Origin of the sequence: Nonomuraea sp. NPDC050328, assembly GCF_044459405.1 — a bacterium.
GTDB lineage: Bacteria > Actinomycetota > Actinomycetes > Streptosporangiales > Streptosporangiaceae > Nonomuraea.
In genome coordinates this window covers 210,214-228,525 of sequence record NZ_JBITIW010000002.1, presented here as the reverse complement: position 1 = coordinate 228,525, position 18,312 = coordinate 210,214, and the positions used below count along the sequence as shown (strand labels likewise).

Annotated in this window: 16 protein-coding genes; 5 read left to right on the top strand and 11 right to left on the bottom strand. The window is 71.7% G+C overall.

Annotation, left to right across the window (positions count from 1 at the left end; genetic code table 11):
- Window positions 1-22: 22 nt before the first annotated feature.
- The 11 genes from ACIBG7_RS07215 to ACIBG7_RS07165 form a co-directional block, all read right to left on the bottom strand.
- A complete protein-coding gene (locus ACIBG7_RS07215; protein WP_397335498.1) occupies window positions 23-511 on the bottom strand; it encodes a CinA family protein in 489 nt (162 codons plus the stop codon).
- Between the two features lie 7 nt (window positions 512-518).
- Window positions 519-1,091 carry a CDP-diacylglycerol--glycerol-3-phosphate 3-phosphatidyltransferase gene (gene pgsA, locus ACIBG7_RS07210; protein WP_397335497.1) on the bottom strand — a complete coding sequence of 191 codons (573 nt, stop codon included), beginning with the start codon at window positions 1,089-1,091 and terminating at the stop codon, window positions 519-521.
- Complete coding sequence (rimO, locus tag ACIBG7_RS07205) at window positions 1,088-2,491, bottom strand: 30S ribosomal protein S12 methylthiotransferase RimO (RefSeq protein WP_397335496.1); 1,404 nt, start codon at window positions 2,489-2,491, stop codon at window positions 1,088-1,090. The genes pgsA and rimO overlap by 4 nt, the downstream gene beginning before the upstream one ends.
- Window positions 2,492-2,527: 36 nt before the next feature.
- Complete coding sequence (locus tag ACIBG7_RS07200; RefSeq protein ID WP_397335495.1) at window positions 2,528-3,298, bottom strand: helix-turn-helix domain-containing protein; 771 nt, start codon at window positions 3,296-3,298, stop codon at window positions 2,528-2,530.
- A 69-nt stretch (window positions 3,299-3,367) separates the two neighbouring features.
- Entirely contained in the window at window positions 3,368-5,866 is a 2,499-nt protein-coding gene (locus ACIBG7_RS07195) for a DNA translocase FtsK 4TM domain-containing protein (protein ID WP_397335494.1), read from the bottom strand.
- Window positions 5,867-5,927: 61 nt separating this feature from the next.
- Entirely contained in the window at window positions 5,928-6,914 is a 987-nt protein-coding gene (locus ACIBG7_RS07190; protein ID WP_357927493.1) for a LacI family DNA-binding transcriptional regulator, read from the bottom strand.
- A 102-nt stretch (window positions 6,915-7,016) separates the two neighbouring features.
- On the bottom strand, window positions 7,017-8,288 hold the full coding sequence (locus ACIBG7_RS07185; RefSeq protein ID WP_357927495.1) for a Gfo/Idh/MocA family oxidoreductase: 1,272 nt from the start codon (window positions 8,286-8,288) through the stop codon (window positions 7,017-7,019).
- Window positions 8,289-8,346: 58 nt separating this feature from the next.
- Window positions 8,347-9,618, bottom strand: a complete 1,272-nt coding sequence (locus ACIBG7_RS07180; protein WP_357927497.1) for an extracellular solute-binding protein — start codon at window positions 9,616-9,618, stop codon at window positions 8,347-8,349.
- A gap of 23 nt (window positions 9,619-9,641) precedes the next feature.
- On the bottom strand, window positions 9,642-10,514 hold the full coding sequence (locus ACIBG7_RS07175; protein WP_397335493.1) for a carbohydrate ABC transporter permease: 873 nt from the start codon (window positions 10,512-10,514) through the stop codon (window positions 9,642-9,644).
- Entirely contained in the window at window positions 10,498-11,466 is a 969-nt protein-coding gene (locus tag ACIBG7_RS07170) for a carbohydrate ABC transporter permease (protein ID WP_397335492.1), read from the bottom strand. The genes ACIBG7_RS07175 and ACIBG7_RS07170 overlap by 17 nt, the downstream gene beginning before the upstream one ends.
- Window positions 11,467-11,667: 201 nt before the next feature.
- Complete coding sequence (locus ACIBG7_RS07165; protein ID WP_397335491.1) at window positions 11,668-12,633, bottom strand: aldose epimerase family protein; 966 nt, start codon at window positions 12,631-12,633, stop codon at window positions 11,668-11,670.
- A 255-nt stretch (window positions 12,634-12,888) separates the two neighbouring features.
- Here ACIBG7_RS07165 and ACIBG7_RS07160 point away from each other — a divergent pair, with 255 nt between their 5' ends.
- Genes ACIBG7_RS07160 through ACIBG7_RS07140 form a run of 5 tightly spaced genes read left to right on the top strand, consistent with a single transcriptional unit; the run spans window position 12,889 to window position 18,311 of the window.
- A complete protein-coding gene (locus tag ACIBG7_RS07160; RefSeq protein ID WP_357927503.1) occupies window positions 12,889-13,782 on the top strand; it encodes an NAD(P)-dependent oxidoreductase in 894 nt (297 codons plus the stop codon).
- Complete coding sequence (locus ACIBG7_RS07155; RefSeq protein WP_397335943.1) at window positions 13,782-14,657, top strand: 5-dehydro-4-deoxyglucarate dehydratase; 876 nt, start codon at window positions 13,782-13,784, stop codon at window positions 14,655-14,657. Before ACIBG7_RS07160 ends, ACIBG7_RS07155 begins: the two co-directional genes overlap by 1 nt.
- On the top strand, window positions 14,654-15,682 hold the full coding sequence (locus ACIBG7_RS07150; RefSeq protein WP_397335490.1) for a mandelate racemase/muconate lactonizing enzyme family protein: 1,029 nt from the start codon (window positions 14,654-14,656) through the stop codon (window positions 15,680-15,682). Before ACIBG7_RS07155 ends, ACIBG7_RS07150 begins: the two co-directional genes overlap by 4 nt.
- The gene (locus tag ACIBG7_RS07145) at window positions 15,679-17,532 is read left to right on the top strand and encodes a DUF6807 family protein (protein WP_397335489.1); all 1,854 of its coding nucleotides are present in this window, start codon (window positions 15,679-15,681) and stop codon (window positions 17,530-17,532) included. Before ACIBG7_RS07150 ends, ACIBG7_RS07145 begins: the two co-directional genes overlap by 4 nt.
- Window positions 17,533-17,573: 41 nt before the next feature.
- The gene (locus tag ACIBG7_RS07140) at window positions 17,574-18,311 is read left to right on the top strand and encodes an IclR family transcriptional regulator (RefSeq protein WP_357927509.1); all 738 of its coding nucleotides are present in this window, start codon (window positions 17,574-17,576) and stop codon (window positions 18,309-18,311) included.
- Window position 18,312 lies beyond the last annotated feature (1 nt).

Here is an 18,312-nt window from a genome sequence, read left to right as displayed (position 1 = left end):
CGCTGGGGACGTAACACGGTAATCATCCGGAATGTTCCCCCATGTTCGCCTTCAGCACACCTTCGAGCAGATCGACGGCCTCGTGAACCGTGTCTACCCGAATACCGTCACGTGACCCATCCAAGCGCAGATCTTTACTCCAGACCCGCCCGTCAGGACCGTACACCGCGGCGAAAACGGTGCCCACGGGTTTTCCGTCCTGCGGATCGGGTCCCGCCACCCCGGTGACCGCCAGCCCGTAGCTCGCTCCGCAGGCCCGCGCGACCCCTTCGGCCATCGCCGCGGCCACGTCAGGATGGACCGCGCCCTCGCGCGCCAGCAGATCGGCCGGCACGCCCAGCAGCGAGTCCTTCAGGTCGGTGGCGTAGGCGATCACCCCGCCCCGGAAGGCACGGGAGGCGCCGGGGACGGCGGTGAAGGCGGCGCCGATCGACCCCCCGGTCAGCGACTCGGCGACCGCCAGCGTGGCGCCCTGCCGTACCAGCTCGGACAACACCCGCTCGGCGCTCACCCGCGCGTCACTCCCCTCGGGCCCGCTTGGCCACCTGGCGCAGCCGCACGGCGCGCCACACGTAGTCGACACCGGTGCCGAGGGTGACCAGCACCGCGGCGCCCATCACGACCCAGCGCAGCGGATCGGGCGCGAACGGCAGCAGGTAGAGCACGATCGCGGCGATCTGCAGCACGGTCTTGACCTTGCCGCCGTAGCTGGCCGGGATCACGCCGTCGCGGATCACCCAGAAGCGCAGCACCGTCACGCCCAGCTCGCGGACGATGATCACGATGGTCACCCACCACGGCAGCTCGCCCAGGATCGACAGCGAGACCAGGGCCGCGCCGGTCAGGGCCTTGTCGGCGAGCGGGTCGGCGATCTTGCCGAAGTCGGTGATCAGCCCGTAGCGCCGGGCCAGCTCCCCGTCCAGATGATCGGTGATCGAGGCGACCGCGAAGACCCCCAGCGCGGCCAGCCGCCAGCCCGGGCCCGGCAGGAACAAGCAGGTCACGAAGAACGGGACGAGCGCTAGCCGAATCACCGTGAGCACGTTGGCGATGTTCCACGGGCTCACCAAGCGGCGCTCGTCCCTGGTCATGGACCGGCCTTGATGCGGGCGATCAGGTCGACGCCCTCGGCGTCGACCACGACGGCCCGGACGATCTGCCCGGGCAGCAGCCCGATGCCCTGCACGGTGACCGAGCCGTCCACCTCGGGGCCCTGGTGCGCCGCGCGCCCCTCGTAGCCGCCGTCGCCGAGATCCTCCTCGATGAGGATGTCGACCTCGGTGCCGATGCGCTCCTCGGCCCGCTGGGCGGTCAGCTCCTCGGCCAGCTCGGTGAGCACGCGCACGCGCTCGTCGACGACCTCCTGCGGCAGCTTGCCGTCGAAGGTCGCCGCCTCGGTGCCGTCCTCGTCGGAGTAGCCGAACACGCCGATCACGTCGAGCCTGGCGGCCTCCAGGAAGCCGACCAGCTCGCCGAACTCCTGCTCGGTCTCGCCGGGGAAGCCCACGATGAAGTTGGACCGCACGCCCGCCTCGGGAGCCTGCTTGCGCACGGCCTCCAGCAGGTCGAGGAAGCGCTCGGGGTCGCCGAAGCGGCGCATCCGGCGCAGCACCGGGCCGCTGGCGTGCTGGAAGGACAGGTCGAAGTAAGGGGCCACGCCCTCGGTGCCGGCGATCACGTCGATCAGGCCGGGCCGCAGCTCGGCGGGCTGCAGGTAGCTGGCCCGCACCCGCTCGACGCCCTCGGTCGCGGCGAGCTGCGGCAGCAGCTTCTCCAGGGCGCGCAGGTCGCCGAGGTCCTTGCCGTAGGAGGTGGAGTTCTCGCTCACCAGAACCAGCTCGCGCACACCGCGGTGGGCCAGCCAGTCGGCCTCGGCCAGCAGCTCCTCGGGCCGGCGCGAGACGTAGGCGCCGCGGAAGGCCGGGATGGCGCAGAAGGTGCAGCGGCGGTCGCAGCCGGAGGCCAGCTTGAGCGAGGCCACCGGGCTCTCGTCGAGCCGCTTGCGCAGGACGCGCGGGCCGCTGGCGGGCGCCACCCCCGTGGGCAGCTCGCCGTGGCCGGGGATGTTGGTGGCGCCGCGCCGCTCGACCGGCGAGATGGGCAGCAGGGTGCGGCGGTCGCGCGGCGTGTGCGCGTCGTGCTTGCGGCCGGCCAGCACGTCGTCGAGCCGCGTGCCGATGTCGGTGTAGTCGTCGAAGGAGATGACGGCGCTGGCCTCGGGCAGGGCCTCGGCCAGCTCCTTGCCGTACCGCTCGGCCATGCAACCCGCGGCGATCACCTTGGCGCCGGAGTCGGCGGCGGCCAGCAGCGTGTCGATCGAGTCCTTCTTCGCCGAGTCGATGAAGCCGCACGTGTTGACGACGACGACGTCCGGGTCTTCCTCGCCGAGCTGCCAGCCGGAGGCTTCGAGGCGCGCGGCGAGTTCCTCGGAGTCGACCTCGTTACGGGCACAACCCAGAGTGATCAGGGATACGGTTCTGCGGGATGACATGGTGCCCCCTACGGTATCGGCACTCGGCCACTACCTTCACCGGGGCCTGGGTACCGAAGGTCCGAAGGACCGCCGCACCGTCTCCCCCCGCGCTCCGAGCGTGCCCAGGTTCTTGCCGTTGACCTGCAGTGAGACCGCGCCGGCGTCACCGATGAGCAGCTTCACCTCCGACGGCGCCTTCCACGTCGTGGTGCGGCCGGCCGGCATGGTCCCGGCGAAGAGCTTACGGCCCCGCGCGTCCCGCACGGTGACATATGCCGAACGCCTGGCCTTGGCCCGCACCACGACCATCGACGCCTGCCCCACGGACTGCGCCTGCGTACGGCGAGGCGGCTCCGGAGCCGGGCTGCGCCCCGCGCCGGCGGTGATGCTGGGCACGCTCGCGGCGGGCTGGATCTCGGCGGTCGGCACCTCGCCGCTGCCGCCCATCACCCGCACCACCCCGAAGACCAGGACGATGGCCAGGGCCACGCCGAGCGCCATCGTCCAGTTGGGGCCGCGCCGCTCGCGCAGCCGCACCTTGCGGTCGGCGCGGAAGACCTCGGCCGCCCTGACCGGGACCGGCACCCCGCCGTGCTGGTCCTCGTACAACTGCGCCATGGCCGCCGGGTCGAGGCCCAGCGCCTTGGCGATGCCCTTGACATGCCCCCTGGCATAGAAGTCGCCCCCGCAGAGGGAGAAGTCGTCACGCTCGATGGCGTACAGCACAGCCTCGCGGATGCGGGTGCTCGCGCTGAGCTGACCGACCGTCAGCCCTTTCTCCCGCCTGGCCTCGGCCAGCATGGAGCCAATGCTCTGCTCGTTCACTCCCCGCCCCTGACCTTGCGTAGTGAGTCACATTCAATCAGTTATCACCATGCCCAGGGGCTGCCTGGGTCATTCCCCGCGGAGATCGGCGAGCAGACCGGCCAGTTCGTCCGGCTTGACCAGCACATCGCGGGCTTTTGACCCCTCGCTGGGACCCACGACGTTCCGGCTTTCCAGAAGGTCCATCAGCCGCCCGGCCTTGGCGAAACCGACGCGCAGTTTTCGCTGGAGCATCGACGTCGAGCCGAACTGGGTCGTCACGATCAGCTCCGCGGCCTGCAGCAGCAGGTCGAGGTCGTCGCCGATCTCCTCGTCGATCTCCCGCTTGACCGGCGCGGCGGCCACGTCGTCGCGGTACTCCGCCTGCATCTGGCCCTTGCAGTGGGTGACGATCTCCGCGATCTCCTTCTCGGAGACGAACGCGTTCTGGATGCGGATCGGCTTGCTGGAGCCCATCGGCAGGAACAGCGCGTCACCCTGACCGACCAGCTTGTCGGCGCCGGGCTGGTCGAGGATGACCCGGGAGTCGGTGACCGAGGAGACCGCGAAGGCCAGCCGCGAGGGCACGTTGGCCTTGATCAGGCCGGTGACGACGTCCACCGAGGGCCGCTGGGTGGCGATCACCAGGTGGATGCCGGCGGCCCGGGCGAGCTGGGTGATGCGGACGATGGAGTCCTCGACGTCGCGCGGCGCGACCATCATCAGGTCGGCGAGCTCGTCCACGATGACCAGCAGGTAGGGGTAGGGCTGGTAGACCCGCTCGCTGCCGGGCGGCGGCACGAGCTTGCCCGCCTTGACCGCCTTGTTGAACTCGTCCACGTGCCGGAAGCCGCTGGCGGCCAGGTCGTCGTAGCGGCGGTCCATCTCCCCCACCACCCATTCGAGGGCCTCGGCGGCCTTCTTCGGGTTGGTGATGATCGGGGTGATGAGGTGCGGGATGCCCTCGTAGACGCTCAGCTCGACGCGCTTGGGGTCGACCAGCACCATGCGCACCTCGTCCGGGGTGGCGCGCATCAGGATGCTGGTGATCAGGCCGTTGACGCAGACCGACTTGCCCGCGCCGGTGGCGCCGGCGATGAGCAGGTGCGGCATCTTGGCGAGGTTGGCCACGATGGTGCGGCCCTCGACGTCCTTGCCCAGGCCCACGATCATCGGGTGGTGGTCGGCCTGCGCCACCTGCGAGCGCAGCACGTCGCCCAGGGCGACCAGGTCCTTGTCGGCGTTGGGGATCTCGACGCCGATCGCCGACTTGCCGGGGATCGGGGACAGGATCCGCACGTCGGCCGACTTCACCGCGTAGGCGATGTTCTTGGTGAGCGCGGTGACCTTTTCCACCTTGACCGCGGGGCCCAGCTCGATCTCGTAGCGGGTGACCGTCGGGCCGCGGGTGAAGCCGATCACCTGCGCGTCGATGGTGAACTGCTCCAGCACGCTGGTCAGCGCGTTGACCACGGTGCTGTTGGCCTTGGTGGCCGGCTTGGGCGCGGTGCCCTGCTTGAGCGCCGCCAGGTCCGGCAGGCTGTACGGCCCCGCCTGCGGGGAGAGCACGAGCTGCTCGACCTTGCGCGGCGCGGGGGTGGGCAGCGGCGGCTCCGGCTTGGCGTCCTTGGCCGCCGGGGCCGGCTCCTCCTCGTCGGTGAGACCGGGGACGATCTCCGGCGAGTGGTCGGCGCGCTTGTCCTCTTCCTTGATCACCGGCGTGTCGTACGGCTTCACTCCGTCCGGCAGGGGCGGACCCTCCTGCTTTCGGGTGCGCCGCCGCGGCGTCGAGGGCCGCGGCTCACCCGCGGCGCCCCGGTCGAAGAGCAGGTGCTTGAGCTCGCCCAGCCGTTCGGGGATGCGGTGCACCGGCGTCGCGGTGACCACCAGCACGCCGAAGCCGGACAGGATGAGCAGCAGCGGGATGGTGATGTAGGGCGCCAGGATGCTCATCGGCGGCGCGGAGACGATGAAGCCGATCATGCCGCCCGCCCGGGCGACGTGGTCCATCGTGTCGCCGGCCCCGCCCGACGGGTACGGCGTGCCGTTGGCGACGTGGATGATGCCGAGCACCCCGGCCAGCAGCGCGCTCCACCCGATGACCATCCGGCCGGTGTCGGCGTTCTGCTCGGGGTGACGCAGGAAGCGCCAGGCCAGCAGGCCGAGCAGCAGCGGCACCGCCCAGGCCAGCGAGCCGAAGACGCCGCGGGTGACGGTGGCGACGAAGGTGGCCACCGTGCCGGTCTGCGCCCGCCAGGTCATCGCGGCCAGCACGATCGCCCCGGCCAGCACGGCGAGGCCGACGCCGTCGCGGCGGTGCGCGGGGTCGAGCTCCTTGGCCTGGTTGCCGAGGGCCCGCGCGCCCGCGCCGACGCCGTTGGCGAGCAGCATCCAGATGCCCACGATCAGCTTGCCGATCATCGTGAAGACCCAGCTGATCGGGTCCTGGTGGGCGACCGGTCTGCGGGCCTGGCTCCGGGCCCTGGGGCGGCTTCCCGACGCCGGGGTCCGCTTGGCGGGGGTGGACCTGGCGGAGGTCGACCGCTTCGCCGGACCTTTCGATGTGCTTTTCGGCGTACGGGTGGCCATGATGCCAAAGGTACGTCGTAGACCCGGTGGAGAGCACTGAGGCTCGCCGGTTCGTCCCGAACTAGGTGGTGACGGGGCCTGTGGACTCCCGGATCACCAGGTCGGTCTCCAGCCGCGCCAGCGTGGCCGTGCGCTCCTCCCCCGCGCTGACCGCGGCCAGCAGCAGGTCGACCGCCATCCGGCCGGCGGCGGCGGTCGGCATGGTGATCGTGGTCAGCTTGGGCTTGGTGAGCCGGCCGGGCAGGCTGTCGTCCACGCCGATCACGCTGACCTGGCCCGGCACGCTGAGGCCGCGTTCCTGCAGGCCCTCGATCACGCCGAGCGCGACCAGGTCGTTGTAGCAGAGCACGCCGCTCACCCCGGACTCCACGACCGCCTCGGCCGCGGCCAGGCCGCCGCGCTCGGTCGGCTCGTTCGGGCCGAGCACTGCCAGGTCGAGCCCGAGCCCCTCGGCCGCCTCCCGCACCGCGCCCTGCAGCTCCTCGCTGGTCCAGGAGCCGGGCGGGCCGGTCAGCAGGCCGATCCTGCGGTGGCCGAGTCCGGCCAGGTGCGCGACCGACGCGCGGGCGCCCTGGCCGACGTCCATCAGCACCGTGGTCAGGCCCTTCACCCGGCGGTTGACCACCACGAAGGGCACCTCGGCGCGCAGCTTCTCGATCACCCGGTTGGACAGCCGCGGGCTGCACAGCAGCACGCCGTCGACCTGCTTGACCAGGGTCTCGATCAGCTCCTGCTCCAGCACCGGGTCCTCGTCGGTGTCGGCGACGAAGACGTGGTAGTCGCGCTCGCGGGCCTGGGCCTGGGCGGCCTTGATCAGCGGCGGGAAGAACGGGTTGGCGATGTCGGCGACGATGAGCCCGAGGTTGTGCGTGCGGCCCGTGGTCAGCGCGCGGGCCGCCCGGTTGGGGCGGTAGCCGAGCCCCTCGGCCACCGCGAGCACCCGGGTGCGCGTCTCCGCGTTCACCAGGTGCGGGGCCGAGAAGGTCCGCGACACCGTGGAGACGTGCACGCCGGAGGCCCGCGCCACATCTCTGATCGTCACCGCCACGCCGTACCTCCCGTTGCCGTGCCGTGTCCGGAGCCGTGTGCCGTCCCGCCCTGGAAGTATCCCGCTCCGCCTGCCGTACCAGAACCACGGCGGCGGCGGTGGTCAGCGGGCAAGGCGGGTGCCGCCGTCGGTCAGGCGGACGGGCTCGCCGAGGCGGATCGACTCGTTGGCGGCGGCGCCGACCAGGACGGCGCGGATGCCGTCGAGGTGGCCGGCCTGCCGGGCCAGGGGGTCGGCGGCGGGGCCGCGGAAGACGTCGTCGAGCAGGAGGCGGTCGCCGCCGCCGTGCCCGCCCGAGCCGGCCGGGATCCCGACCTCGCGCGGCGGCTCCCAGTGCGGGCGCAGCGTGAGGCGTTCCCAGGCGCCGGTGGCGTGCTCCTTGGACGCGGCGCTGGGGTCGACGGCGGCGTGCGGCGGGGTCCACTCGCGCTCGCAGACCTCCAGCTCCAGGCGGCCGGCGGTGCCGTTGAAGGCGACGCGGTAGCCCTCGAAGGGGGCGTGCGCGACCAGGGAGTAGGTGAGCAGGGCCCGGTTGTCGTAACGGACCAGCACCGCCATGGTGTCCTCGATGGTGACGCCCTCGCCGAAGACGTCCTGGTCGCGGACGTAGCCGTCCTCGTGCTCGGCGGCCAGGTAGAGGGCCTTGAGCCGGGGATCGGCGGAGATGTCCAGGATGAACGGGTCGCTGCCCAGCCCCGGCGCGCCCTGGCCGCGCGCCGGACGGCCGGGCAGGGCGCGGGCGGTGCCGTAGAAGCGCAGCTCCCCCTGGGCGTAGACGGACTCGGCGGCGGCCCCGAGCCACCAGTTGACCAGGTCGAAGTGGTGGGTGGACTTGTGCACGAGCAGGCCGCCTGAGCTGGCCTTGTCGCGGTGCCAGCGGCGGAAGTAGTCGGCGCCGTGGATGGTGTCGAGGGTCCACTCGAAGTGCACCGAGGTGACCTCGCCGATGGCCCCCTCGGCCAGCAGCCGCCGGACCTCGGAGTTGCGCGGGGAGTAGCGGTAGTTGAAGGTGACGACCAGCTTGCCGGGATTGCGCCCGGCGGCGGCGCGGATCGCCTCGCAGCCCTCGGCGTCGACGGTCAGCGGCTTCTCGACCACGACGTCCTTGCCGGCGTCGAGCGCCTCGACGACGTAGCGGGCGTGCGTGGCGTCGACGCTGGTGACCACGACCGCGTCGCACAGCTCCAGCATCCGGGCGAAGCCGTCGGGCCCGAACCTGGGCACGTCGCGGCCGATGTGCTCGGCGTAGTGGTCCATACGGGTGCGGTTGGTGTCGCAGAAGGCGACGATCTCGCCGGTGTCGCGCCAGTCGCCCAGCAGCGCGTCCAGGTACATCTGGGCCCGGTGGCCGAGCCCGACGAAGCCGTATCTCACGGTCTCTCCCCCAAGTGGCGTGCTGTACGGCTCCCGCGAGCCGTACAGCACGGGTGTGTCAGCCGGCCAGCGCGGTGTTGGCCTCGGTCAGGAACTTCTGCGCGCCCTCGTCCGGCGTGGTCTTGCCGAACAGGACCTCCTCGGAGGTGCGCTTGAGGATGTCCTCCATCTCCATCGCGCCCTTGGGCGGGACGACGGTGGGGGTCAGCTCGCTCCTGACCGAGTCGATGAAGGCCAGGGTCTTCTGGTCGGTGGCGGGCAGCTTGTCCTTGACGGCGGCCAGCACTTTGGCGTTGGTGGGCAGACCCCGGTCGCTGAGCACGATGGCGGCCGCGTCGGGGTCGTTGAGCATGAACTCGATGAACTTCTGCGCCTCGGCCGAGCGCTCGGTCTTGGCGGACATGGCGTAGTGCATGGCCGGCTGCAGGAACATGCCGGAGGTCGCCGCGCCCTCGGCCTTGGGCAGGCGCAGCAGGTCGAGCTCCTGGCCTGAGCCCTTGTGCAGGGCGCCGAGCTGGTTGCTCCACCACAGGCCGAAGGCTCCGGCGTTGGTGGCCAGCAGGGCCTGGTCGACCTTGGTGCCGACCTCGGCCATCTTGGCGGGGTCGGGGGCGGCCTTGGTGTCGACGAGCTGCTGGATCGTGGCCCACCAGGCCTTCACCGTCTCGGGGGTCAGGCCGATCTTGCCGTTGTCGTAGAACTTCTCGCCGCGCTGGGCGGCGAAGATCTGCAGGAAGGCGGGGTTGAAGTTGTACTCGGTGCCCCAGACCGCGCCGCCGCTCTTGGCGGTGATCTCCTTGGCCAGGCCGGCGTACTCGTCCCAGGTCCAGGCCTTGTCGTCGGGCAGCTTCTGGCCCTGCTTCTCGACGGCGGCCTTGTTGACGACCAGGGCGAAGGTGTTGACGCCGGTCGGGATGGCGTACTGCTTGCCGTCCACCTGGCCGGCGGTGAGCACCTGCTGGTCGAGGTCGGCGGTGTTCACCTTGCCGGTGAGGTCGGCGAGCGCGCCGCGGCCGGCGTACTCGGCCAGGCCGCGGATCTCGATGGTCATCACGTCGGGCGCGTCGCTCGCGGCCACCTTGGTGGCGAGCTTCTCGTAGTAGCTGTCCCAGTCGGAGAAGTCGCCCTCGACGTCGATGGTGGGGTTCTTCTCCTCGAACTTGGCGATGGCCTGCTCGGTCAGCTTCTGCCGGGCGTCGCTGCCCCAGTAGGAGAAGGTGAGCTTCGTCTTGCCGTCGCCGCCGGCCGCCGAGCCGCCGTCGCCGCCGCCGCACGCGGTGGCCAGGACCGCGGTGGCGACCAGGGCGAGCGTTAACCTGCTGCGCTTCATGGGGGGTACCTCCTTGGGAAGGGTTATTTGAGGCCGGTGGTCGCCATACCGCGGATGAGGTACTTCTGGCCGGCCAGGAAGAAGCCGAAGATGGGGCCGAGGGAGACGATCGACATGGCGAACATCGGCCCCCACGAGGACTCGCCGCTGGCGTCGAGGAACTGGCGCAGCGCCACCGTCGCGGTGAGGTTGTCGGACTTGGTGAGGTAGAGGTTCTGGCTGAAGAAGTCGTTCCAGGTCCAGATGAAGGTGAAGATCCCGGTGGTGGCGAGGGCGGGCATGCTGAGCGGGATGATCACCCGGAAGAAGGTGCGCCAGTAGCCCGCGCCGTCGATCGCGGCCGCCTCGTCCAGCTCCCTGGGCAGGGTGCGGATGAACTGCACCATCAGGAAGATGAAGAAGGCGTCGGTGGCCAGGAGCTTGGGCACGATGAGCGGCCAGATCGTGTTGATCCACTCGGCCTTGGCGAACATGATGTACTGCGGCACGACCGTCACGTGGTGCGGGAGCATGATCGAGCCGAGCATGATCGCGAACCACAGCTTCTTGAGCGGGAACTCCAGCCGCGCGAAGGCGTAGGCGGCCATCGAGCAGGCGACCAGGTTGGCCACCACCGACAGCCCGGTGATCACCGCGGAGTTCCACAGGTAGTAGCCGAAGGAGTGCTTGAGCGCGCTCCAGCCCTCGGTGTAGTTGTCCAGCGTCACCGACGACGGCACCAGCCCCGGCTCCCGGAAGATCAGCTCCTCGGGCTTGAAGGAGCTGGAGATCATCCACAGCAGCGGGTAGAGCATGACCAGGCCGAAGCCGATGAGCAGCAGGTGCTTGGCGCCCCGGCCGACCCGCCGCCGGTAGAGCAGGGGCACCCGGTCGCCGCGGTTACTTGGTGTCGCCATAGAAGACCCAATACTTCGACATGAGGAAGTTGACGCCGGTGAGCCCGGCGATGATCAGCAGCAGGACCCACGCCATGGCGGCCGCGTAGCCCATCTCGAAACTCTTGAAGCCCTTGAGGTAGAGGTAGAGCGTGTAGAAGAGGGTCGAGTCGACCGGCCCGCCCGTGCCGTTGCTGACGATGAACGACTGGGTGAAGGACTGGAAGGACTTGATCACCTCCAGCACCAGGTTGAAAAAGATGATCGGGGTCAGCAGCGGCAGCGTGATCGAGCGGAACTGGGTGAGCCTGGAGGCCCCGTCCACCGCCGCCGCCTCGTAGTAGCTCTGCGGGATCTGCCGCAGGCCGGCCAGGAAGATGACCATCGGCGCGCCGAAGGTCCACACGTGCAGCAGGATCAGCGTGCCCAGCGCGGTGTCGGGGTCGGTGACCCAGCCGGGGCCCTGGATGCCGAAGAGCGCCAGGATCGAGTTGACCAGGCCGTCCGTGCCGAAGATCTTCCGCCACAGGATGGAGATGGCCACGCTCCCGCCCAGCAGCGAGGGCAGGTAGTAGATGGAGCGGTAGATCGGCAGGCCGCGCAGGCCCCGGTCCAGCAGGAGGGCCAGGGCCAGCGCGAAGGCCAGTTGCAGGGGCACCGAGACGACCACGTAGACCGTCGTCACCTGCAGTGAGGTGAGGAAGCGGTCGTCCTCGGCGAACATCTTGGCGTAGTTGTCCCAGCCGACCCAGCTCGCCTCCTCCAGGAGGCTGTAGTCGGTGAAGGACAGGTACAGCGAGGCGAGGATCGGGCCGATCGTGATGACGGCCAGCCCGAGGAACCACGGGGCGAGGAAGACGTAGGCCGTGCGGGCCTCGCGGCGCTTCCACGCCTGCCTCTTTTCCCGGCGGTGCGCCGGGGCGGGGGCGCGACCGGGCTCGGGGGGCGCGATCACGGCGACTGAGTCGGACATAGCGGTGCTCATCCCTCTGGCTGCGCCTCGCGGCGGCACGGGATTGGATGGCGCTTTCCTATAGCGCCCGGGAAAGTTACGTCAACCCTTTGCAGGTGTTACCTTGCTGTTACCGATATATCGTCACCACTGTTTATGCAGATCAGATCGTTAACCGCAGGTTTCGACGAACCGAGGAATCTTCCAAATGTGGCGTGGTTGCTACAAGCGGTTGCAGTCCTCGAAGGCATAGGTCGTGGCCGAGACGTGCTCCTCGCCGGGCCGCAGCACCGCCGAGGGGTAGTCCGGGCGGTTGGGCGAGTCGGGGAAGCGCTGGGTCTCCAGGCACAGGCCGGCCTGCCTGCCGTACGGCGTGGCGATCCCGTCGAGCAGGTGGCCGGTGTAGAACTGCACGCCGGGCTCGGTGGTCGTCACGGTCATCGCCCGGCCCGACACCGGCTCGGCCACCCGCATCCGGCCGCCGGGGCGCAGCACGTAGCAGTGGTCGTAGGCGCCGTCCAGGCGCGCGGCCACCGTGGTCGGCTCGGTGAAGTCGAACGGGGTCCCGGCCACCGGCGCCGGCGGCCCGGCCAGCGGGATCTTGCCCTCGTCGACCGGGAGGTAGTGGTCGGCGTCGATGGTGACGACGTGGCCGCGCACGTCGCCGCCACCGGCCAGGTTGAAGTACGAGTGGTTGGTCAGGTTCAGGACCGTCGGCGCGTCGGTGGTGGCGTGGTAGCCGATGCCCAGCGCGGCGCCGTCGAGGCGGTAGGTGACCGTGACGGCCAGCGTGCCCGGGTAGCCCTCCTCGCCGTCCTTGCTCAGGTAGCTCAGCCGCAGCGCCCGCTCGCCGTCCGGCTCCGCGCGCCAGACGCGCTTGTCGAAGCCGCGCTCGCCGCCGTGCAGGCTGTGCCCGTTGTTGTTCCTGGCCAGCCGGTACGGCACGCCGTCCAGGGTGAAGCGGCCGTGCGCGATGCGGTTGCCGTAGCGGCCGACCACGGCGCCGAAGTAGCGGCTGCGTTCGAGGTAGTCCTCGACGGTGGGCAGCCCCAGCACCACCTCGGTCCCGTCGGCCAGCCGGATCGACTGCACGACGGCGCCGAGGGTCAGGATCGCCACCTGCAGCCGGCCGCTGGTCAGCACGTGCCGGTGGACCGCCTCGCCGGCGGGGGTCTCGCCAAGTCTCACGGGGTTCTCGCTCTCATTGGGGGTGCGTTCGGATCGCAGGGTAACGCAATCGGTTGCAGAGCTTCCTAGGCGATCTGGCGACCGGTTGCCGTCTTGCAGCGTGGACGGTTCCTGCATTTATCCAGCTCAGTCCGGTCAGCCAAATTGCCCTCTTGACGATTCCGGAAGTTGCCGACACTGTTTCGTGCAACTGGTTGCAGTCTCAGAGGCCGCTCGTGACTGCCGGCTCGTGACTGCCGGAAGGAAAGACCACCCGTGAGTAGAACGCTTGTCACCGGGAGCGCCGGGCGCCTCGGCCGCAGCGTCGTGACCGCCTTCGCCGCGGCCGGGCACGAGGTGATCGGCGTGGACAGCGCGCCGGGCACCCCGCCGGAGGCGGCCGGCCACCTGCCCGCCGACCTGACCGACCTCGGCGAGACCTACCAGGTGCTGGCCCGCTACCGCCCGGACGCGATCGTGCACCTGGCCGCCATCGCCACCCCGTTCAGCCGCAGCGACGCGGTGACGTTCCGCACCAACACCCAGCTCGCCTACAACCTCTGCGACGCCGCGACCGCGCTCGGCGTGCCGAAGCTGATCGTGGCCAGCAGCCCCACGGTGATCGGGTACGGCTCGCCCGGCGGCTGGAGCCCCGCCTACCTGCCGATCGACGAGGAGCACCCGCTCCAGCCGTGGAACGCCTACAGCCTGTCCAAGGCGGTGGCCGAGCAGACGATGCGCACCTTCGCACGCACCAGCCCGACCCGGATGGCGGCCGTGCGGCCCTGCTTCGTGATCGCGCCGGAGGAGTGGGAGGGCGCGCCCACCCAGTCCGGGCACACCGTGCGCGAGCGGCTCGACCGGCCGGAGATCGCCGGGGTGTCGCTGTTCAACTACGTGGACGCCCGCGACGCCGCCGACCTGCTGATCACCCTGCTCGACCGGTTACCGGAGCTGCCCAACGGCGAGGTGTTCTTCGCCGGGGCGGCCGACGCGCTGGCCCGCGACCCGCTCGGCGAGGTGCTGCCACGCGTCATCCCCTCGACCGCGGGGTTCGCCGCCGGGCTCACCGGCTCGGCCCCCGCCTTCTCCTCCGCCAAGGCCGAGCGTCTGCTCGGCTGGCACGCCAAGCGAAGCTGGCGTACCGAACTGTCCCAGGAGTGTGTGTGATGGACCTCAGCGGCGTGTTGTTCTTCCCGGTCACCCCCTTCACCGCCGAAGGCGCGCCGGCCGAGGGGGTGCTGGCCGAGCACCTCGAGCGTGGCGTGGCGCACGGGCCTGGCGCGGTCTTCGCCGCCTGCGGCACCGGCGAGTTCTCCGCGTTGTCGCAGGCCGAGCACGCGCTGGTCACCCGGGTCGCGGTGGCCGCGACCGCGGGCCGGGCGCCGGTGTTCTCCGGGGCCGGGGGTCCGCTGGGCGCCGCGCTCGCCCAGGCGCGGGCGGCCCGCGAGGCCGGGGCGGACGGCCTGTTGCTGATGCCGCCCTACCTCGCCCAGGGCAGCAAGGCCGGGTTCCTGGCGTACGTGACGGCGGTCGCCGCCGAGCTGCCGGTGATCGTCTACCAGCGCGGCTCGGTCGTGCTCGACCCGGCCGACGTGGTGGAGCTGGCCCGCGTCCCCGGCGTCGTCGGCCTCAAGGACGGGTTGGGCGACATCGACCGCTTCCAGCGCACCGTCCTGGCCGTGCGCCGCGAGATCGGGACCGGCTTCACCTTCTTCAACGGGCTGCCGACCGCCGAGCTGACCATGCCCGCCTACCGCGGCCTGGGCGTCTCGCTCTACTCCTCGGCCGTCTTCGCCTTCGCCCCCGAGATCGCGCTGGCCTACTACGCCGGGGACGAGCGGCTGCTCACCGAGTTCTACGCGCCTCTGGTCGAGCTGCGCAGCAAGGCGCCCGGGTATGCGGTGGCGCTGGTCAAGGCCGGGCTGCGGCTGCGCGGCCTGGACGCCGGGCCGGTGCGCGCGCCGCTGACCGACCTCACGCCCGAGCACGAGGCCGAGCTCGACGCCCTGCTCAAGCACGGGCTGTCGCTGGTCCAGGCATGATCACCGATCTCAGGACCACCCTGCGGTCGGTGCCGCTGACCCGGCCGTGGGGCGCCGACGTGCCCGCCAACCACGTCGTCCGCGTCGAGGTCGAGCTGGCCGACGGCCGGATCGGCACCGGCGCGGCATGGACCCCGCAGATCGGCGCCCACGCGGTGCGGGCACTGCTCGACCACGACATCCGCGACGCCGCCCTCGGCCTGCCCGCCCATCCCGAGCTGGTCTGGGACCGGCTGTCGGCCCACCTCAGCGAGGCCGGGCGGGGCGGCCTGGCGACCATCGCGCTGGCCGGGCTCGACCTGGCGCTCTGGGACCTGCGCGGCCCGCTCACCGAGGTGCTGGGCGAGCGGCGGCCCGAGATCCCCGTGTACGGCAGCGGCGTCAACCTGCACTACTCGCTGGACGAGCTGGTCGCCCAGGCCGAGCGGTGGAAGGGGCTGCCCGCGGTCAAGATCAAGGTGGGCCGGCCCACGCTGGCCGAGGACGTCGAGCGGGTCGCGGCGGTGCGGTCGGTGATCGGACCGGACACCGCGCTCATGGTCGACGCCAACCAGCGCTGGGACCGCTTCCGCGCCCGGCGGGCGATCGAGGCGCTGGCCGAGTTCGACCTGTTCTGGGTGGAGGAGCCGCTGCCCGCCGACGACGTGGCCGGGCTGGCCGAGCTGCGGCGGCGGACCGGCGTGCCGCTCGCCTGCGGGGAGAACGTCTACTCGGTGCACGGCTTCCGTGACCTGCTGGCCGCGGGGGCGTGTGACGTGGTCCAGCCGAATGTGGTGCGGGTTGGCGGGATCACCCCCTTCCTTCGGATCTGCACGGTGGCCGATGCTTTTGGGGTGCCGGTCTATCCACACCTGCTGACCGAAATTTCGGGACAACTGGCGTTGACCTTGCGGCAGCCCGCCATGGTCGAGCACGTCGAGGACGCCGCCCTCGCCGACCTGGGCCTGCTGGCCGAGCCGTACCCGGTGGAGATCTCCGGCGGCCGGCTCCGCGCCACCGGCCACCCGACGAGGTGGGCGCGGTGAAGGTCGTCGTCGCCGGCGCGCACGGGTACGGCCGCCACCACCTGGACACCGTCGACCGGCTGCCCGGCGTCGAGCTGGCCGGCATCTGCGACCTGCGGCCCGCCGAGGGCTTCGCGGTGCCGCAGTCGCCCGATCTGGCCGGGCTGGTCCGGAGCACCGGCGCGGACATCGCGATCATCGCCACCCCCATCCACACCCACGCCGACCTCGCCGTCGCCGCCCTGCGCGCCGGGGCGCACGTGCTGCTGGAGAAGCCGCCCGCGCCCTCGGTGGCCGAGTTCGAGCGCATCGCCGAAGCCGTGCGGGCGACCGGGCTGGCCTGCCAGGTGGGCTTCCAGTCCCTCGGCTCGGCGGCGATCCCCGCCGCGCGCACCGCCGTGGGCGACATCCGCGCCATCGGCGTCGCCGGGGCCTGGGAGCGGGTGAAGGGCTACTACACCCGCGCGCGCTGGGCCGGCAAGCGCCGCCTCGACGGCGTCGACGTGATGGACGGGGCGCTCACCAACCCGTTCGCGCACGCCACCGCCACCGCCCTGGCGCTGGCCGGCGGCTCCCCCGTCGACCGGGTCGAGGTCGAGCTCTACCGGGCCAACGCCATCGAGGCCGACGACACCTCCAGCGCGCGGCTCCACCTGCGCGACGGCACCCTCGTCACGGTCACCGTCTCCCTCTGCTCCAACCGGCGGCACGAGCCCTACCTGCTCGTCCACGGCTCGGCGGGCACCGCGCGGCTGTTCTACACCACCGACGAGCTGGAGCTGGCCGACGGCACCCGGCTCGGCTTCGACCGCACCGGCCTGCTGGCCAACCTCGTCGCGCACGTCAGCGACGGTGCCGACCTGCTCGTCCCGCTCGCCGCCACCGAGGGCTTCACCCGTTTCCTCGACGCCGTACGGCTGGCGCCCGACCCGGTGCCGATCCCCAGCCGGACGCTCGACGGGCGGCGGATCGTCCCCGGCGTGGCAGACCTGGCCATGCGGAGCGCGCAGGAGCTCAAGACGCTCTCCGAACTCGGCTTCCCGGCCGCGCCCGCCGTCGAGACGGACCGCTGGCCCGAGGTCCGGGTGGGGGAAGCGGTCTACGCGCTGCGTGGCGATCTGCCCGCCGAGGCGGCCCCGCGGCCCTTCCTCCACCCGGTCAAGACCCTCGGCGGCGTCGTGGTCACCGAGGTCCAGCCCGCCGACCACGTCCACCACCTGGGCGCCTCGGTCGCGGTGTCGGACGTGGCCGGGATCAACTTCTGGGGCGGCAGCACCTTCGTCCCCGGCCAGGGGCCCACGCTCCTGCCCAACCACGGCCGCCAGCAGCGCCGGGCCCTGCGCCCGGTCGAGGACGGCTGGCACGACCGCCTCGACTGGCTCGGCCCGGACGGCACGCTCCTGCTCACCGAGGAGCGCACGCTGCTGGCCCGGCGGGACTCGCCGTCCGCCTCGGCGTGGGTGCTCGACCTCGGCTTCACCCTGCGCGGCGGGCCGCTGGAGATCCAGAGCTCGGCGACCAAGGGCCGGCCCGGTGCCGGGTACGGCGGCTTCTTCTGGCGGGCGCCGCGCGAGTCGCCGGGCCTCGACGCCTTCACCGCCACCGAACGCGGTGAGGCGGCGGTGCACGGGAGCACCGAACCGTGGCTGGCGCTGGCGTCCGACGCGTGGAGCCTGCTGTTCGTCCAGCGCGGCGAGATCGACCCGTGGTTCGTGCGCGTGGCCGAGTACCCCGGCGTGGGACCGGCGCTGGCCTGGGACAAGCCGCGCACGCTGGACGGGGAGCTGACCCGCTCCCTCACGGTCGTCATCGCCGACGGCCGGCTTTCGCCGAGCGTGGCCCGCGACCTGGCGGCGGCCCTGGACGCCTGACGACGCGCCCGGTCCCGTCCGGGCGCGTTACCCTCGCTGCCATGGTGAAGTCAGCCGAGCGCACGATCCGCATCCTGGAGGCGCTGTCGTCGAGCCCCGACCGGCTGACCCTCGGCGACCTGCAACGGCTCACCGGGTTCCCGCGCAGCAGCCTGCACGCGCTGCTGCGCACGCTGGCGGAGCTGGGGTGGATCGAGAGCGACGGCTCGGCCTTCGGGATCGGGCCGCACGCGCTGCTGACCGGGACCGCCTACCTGGACAGGGATCCGGCTCTGCCGTACGCGCAGGGGGTGCTGGAGGATCTGCGCGAGGAGACCGGGCACACCGCGCACTTCGCCCGGCTGGCCGGGGGGCACGTGCTCTACCTGGCCACCCGCGAGTCCCGTACGGCGCAGCGGGTCATCCCGCGGGTCGGCCGGCGGCTGCCCGCGCACGCCACCGCGCTCGGGCAGGCCGTGCTGGCGCAGCTCACCGACGGTGAGGTGCTCGGGGTGCTGCCCGCGCCGCTGCCGGCGCTCACCGCGCACACCCTCACCGAGCCGGCCGCGTTGCTGGCCGAGCTCGGCCGGGTGCGGAGCCGGGGGTGGGCCTACGAGCGGGAGCAGGGAACCTTGGGCGTGGCCTGCGTCGCGGTGGCGGTGGACTACCGCATCCCCGCCACCGACGCGCTCAGCCTTTCGATGCCCGCCGACGTCTCTGACCTGGAAAAGGCCGCGGAGGCGGTGGCCCGGCACGCTCGTGCCCTCGCCGCGACGCTGCGCCGCGAGGGCATCCGCTGAG

Excerpts from the sequence above, each read along its gene's own strand:
- ACIBG7_RS07150 (WP_397335490.1), top strand. The coding sequence starts at position 14,654 with ATGATCACCGATCTCAGGACCACCCTGCGGTCGGTGCCGCTGACCCGG.
- ACIBG7_RS07140 (WP_357927509.1), top strand. The coding sequence starts at position 17,574 with ATGGTGAAGTCAGCCGAGCGCACGATCCGCATCCTGGAGGCGCTGTCG.
- ACIBG7_RS07195 (WP_397335494.1), bottom strand. The coding sequence starts at position 5,866 with ATGGCCACCCGTACGCCGAAAAGCACATCGAAAGGTCCGGCGAAGCGG.
- ACIBG7_RS07170 (WP_397335492.1), bottom strand. The coding sequence starts at position 11,466 with ATGTCCGACTCAGTCGCCGTGATCGCGCCCCCCGAGCCCGGTCGCGCC.
- pgsA (WP_397335497.1), bottom strand. The coding sequence starts at position 1,091 with ATGACCAGGGACGAGCGCCGCTTGGTGAGCCCGTGGAACATCGCCAAC.
- ACIBG7_RS07175 (WP_397335493.1), bottom strand. The coding sequence starts at position 10,514 with ATGGCGACACCAAGTAACCGCGGCGACCGGGTGCCCCTGCTCTACCGG.
- ACIBG7_RS07180 (WP_357927497.1), bottom strand. The coding sequence starts at position 9,618 with ATGAAGCGCAGCAGGTTAACGCTCGCCCTGGTCGCCACCGCGGTCCTG.
- rimO (WP_397335496.1), bottom strand. The coding sequence starts at position 2,491 with ATGTCATCCCGCAGAACCGTATCCCTGATCACTCTGGGTTGTGCCCGT.
- ACIBG7_RS07155 (WP_397335943.1), top strand. The coding sequence starts at position 13,782 with ATGGACCTCAGCGGCGTGTTGTTCTTCCCGGTCACCCCCTTCACCGCC.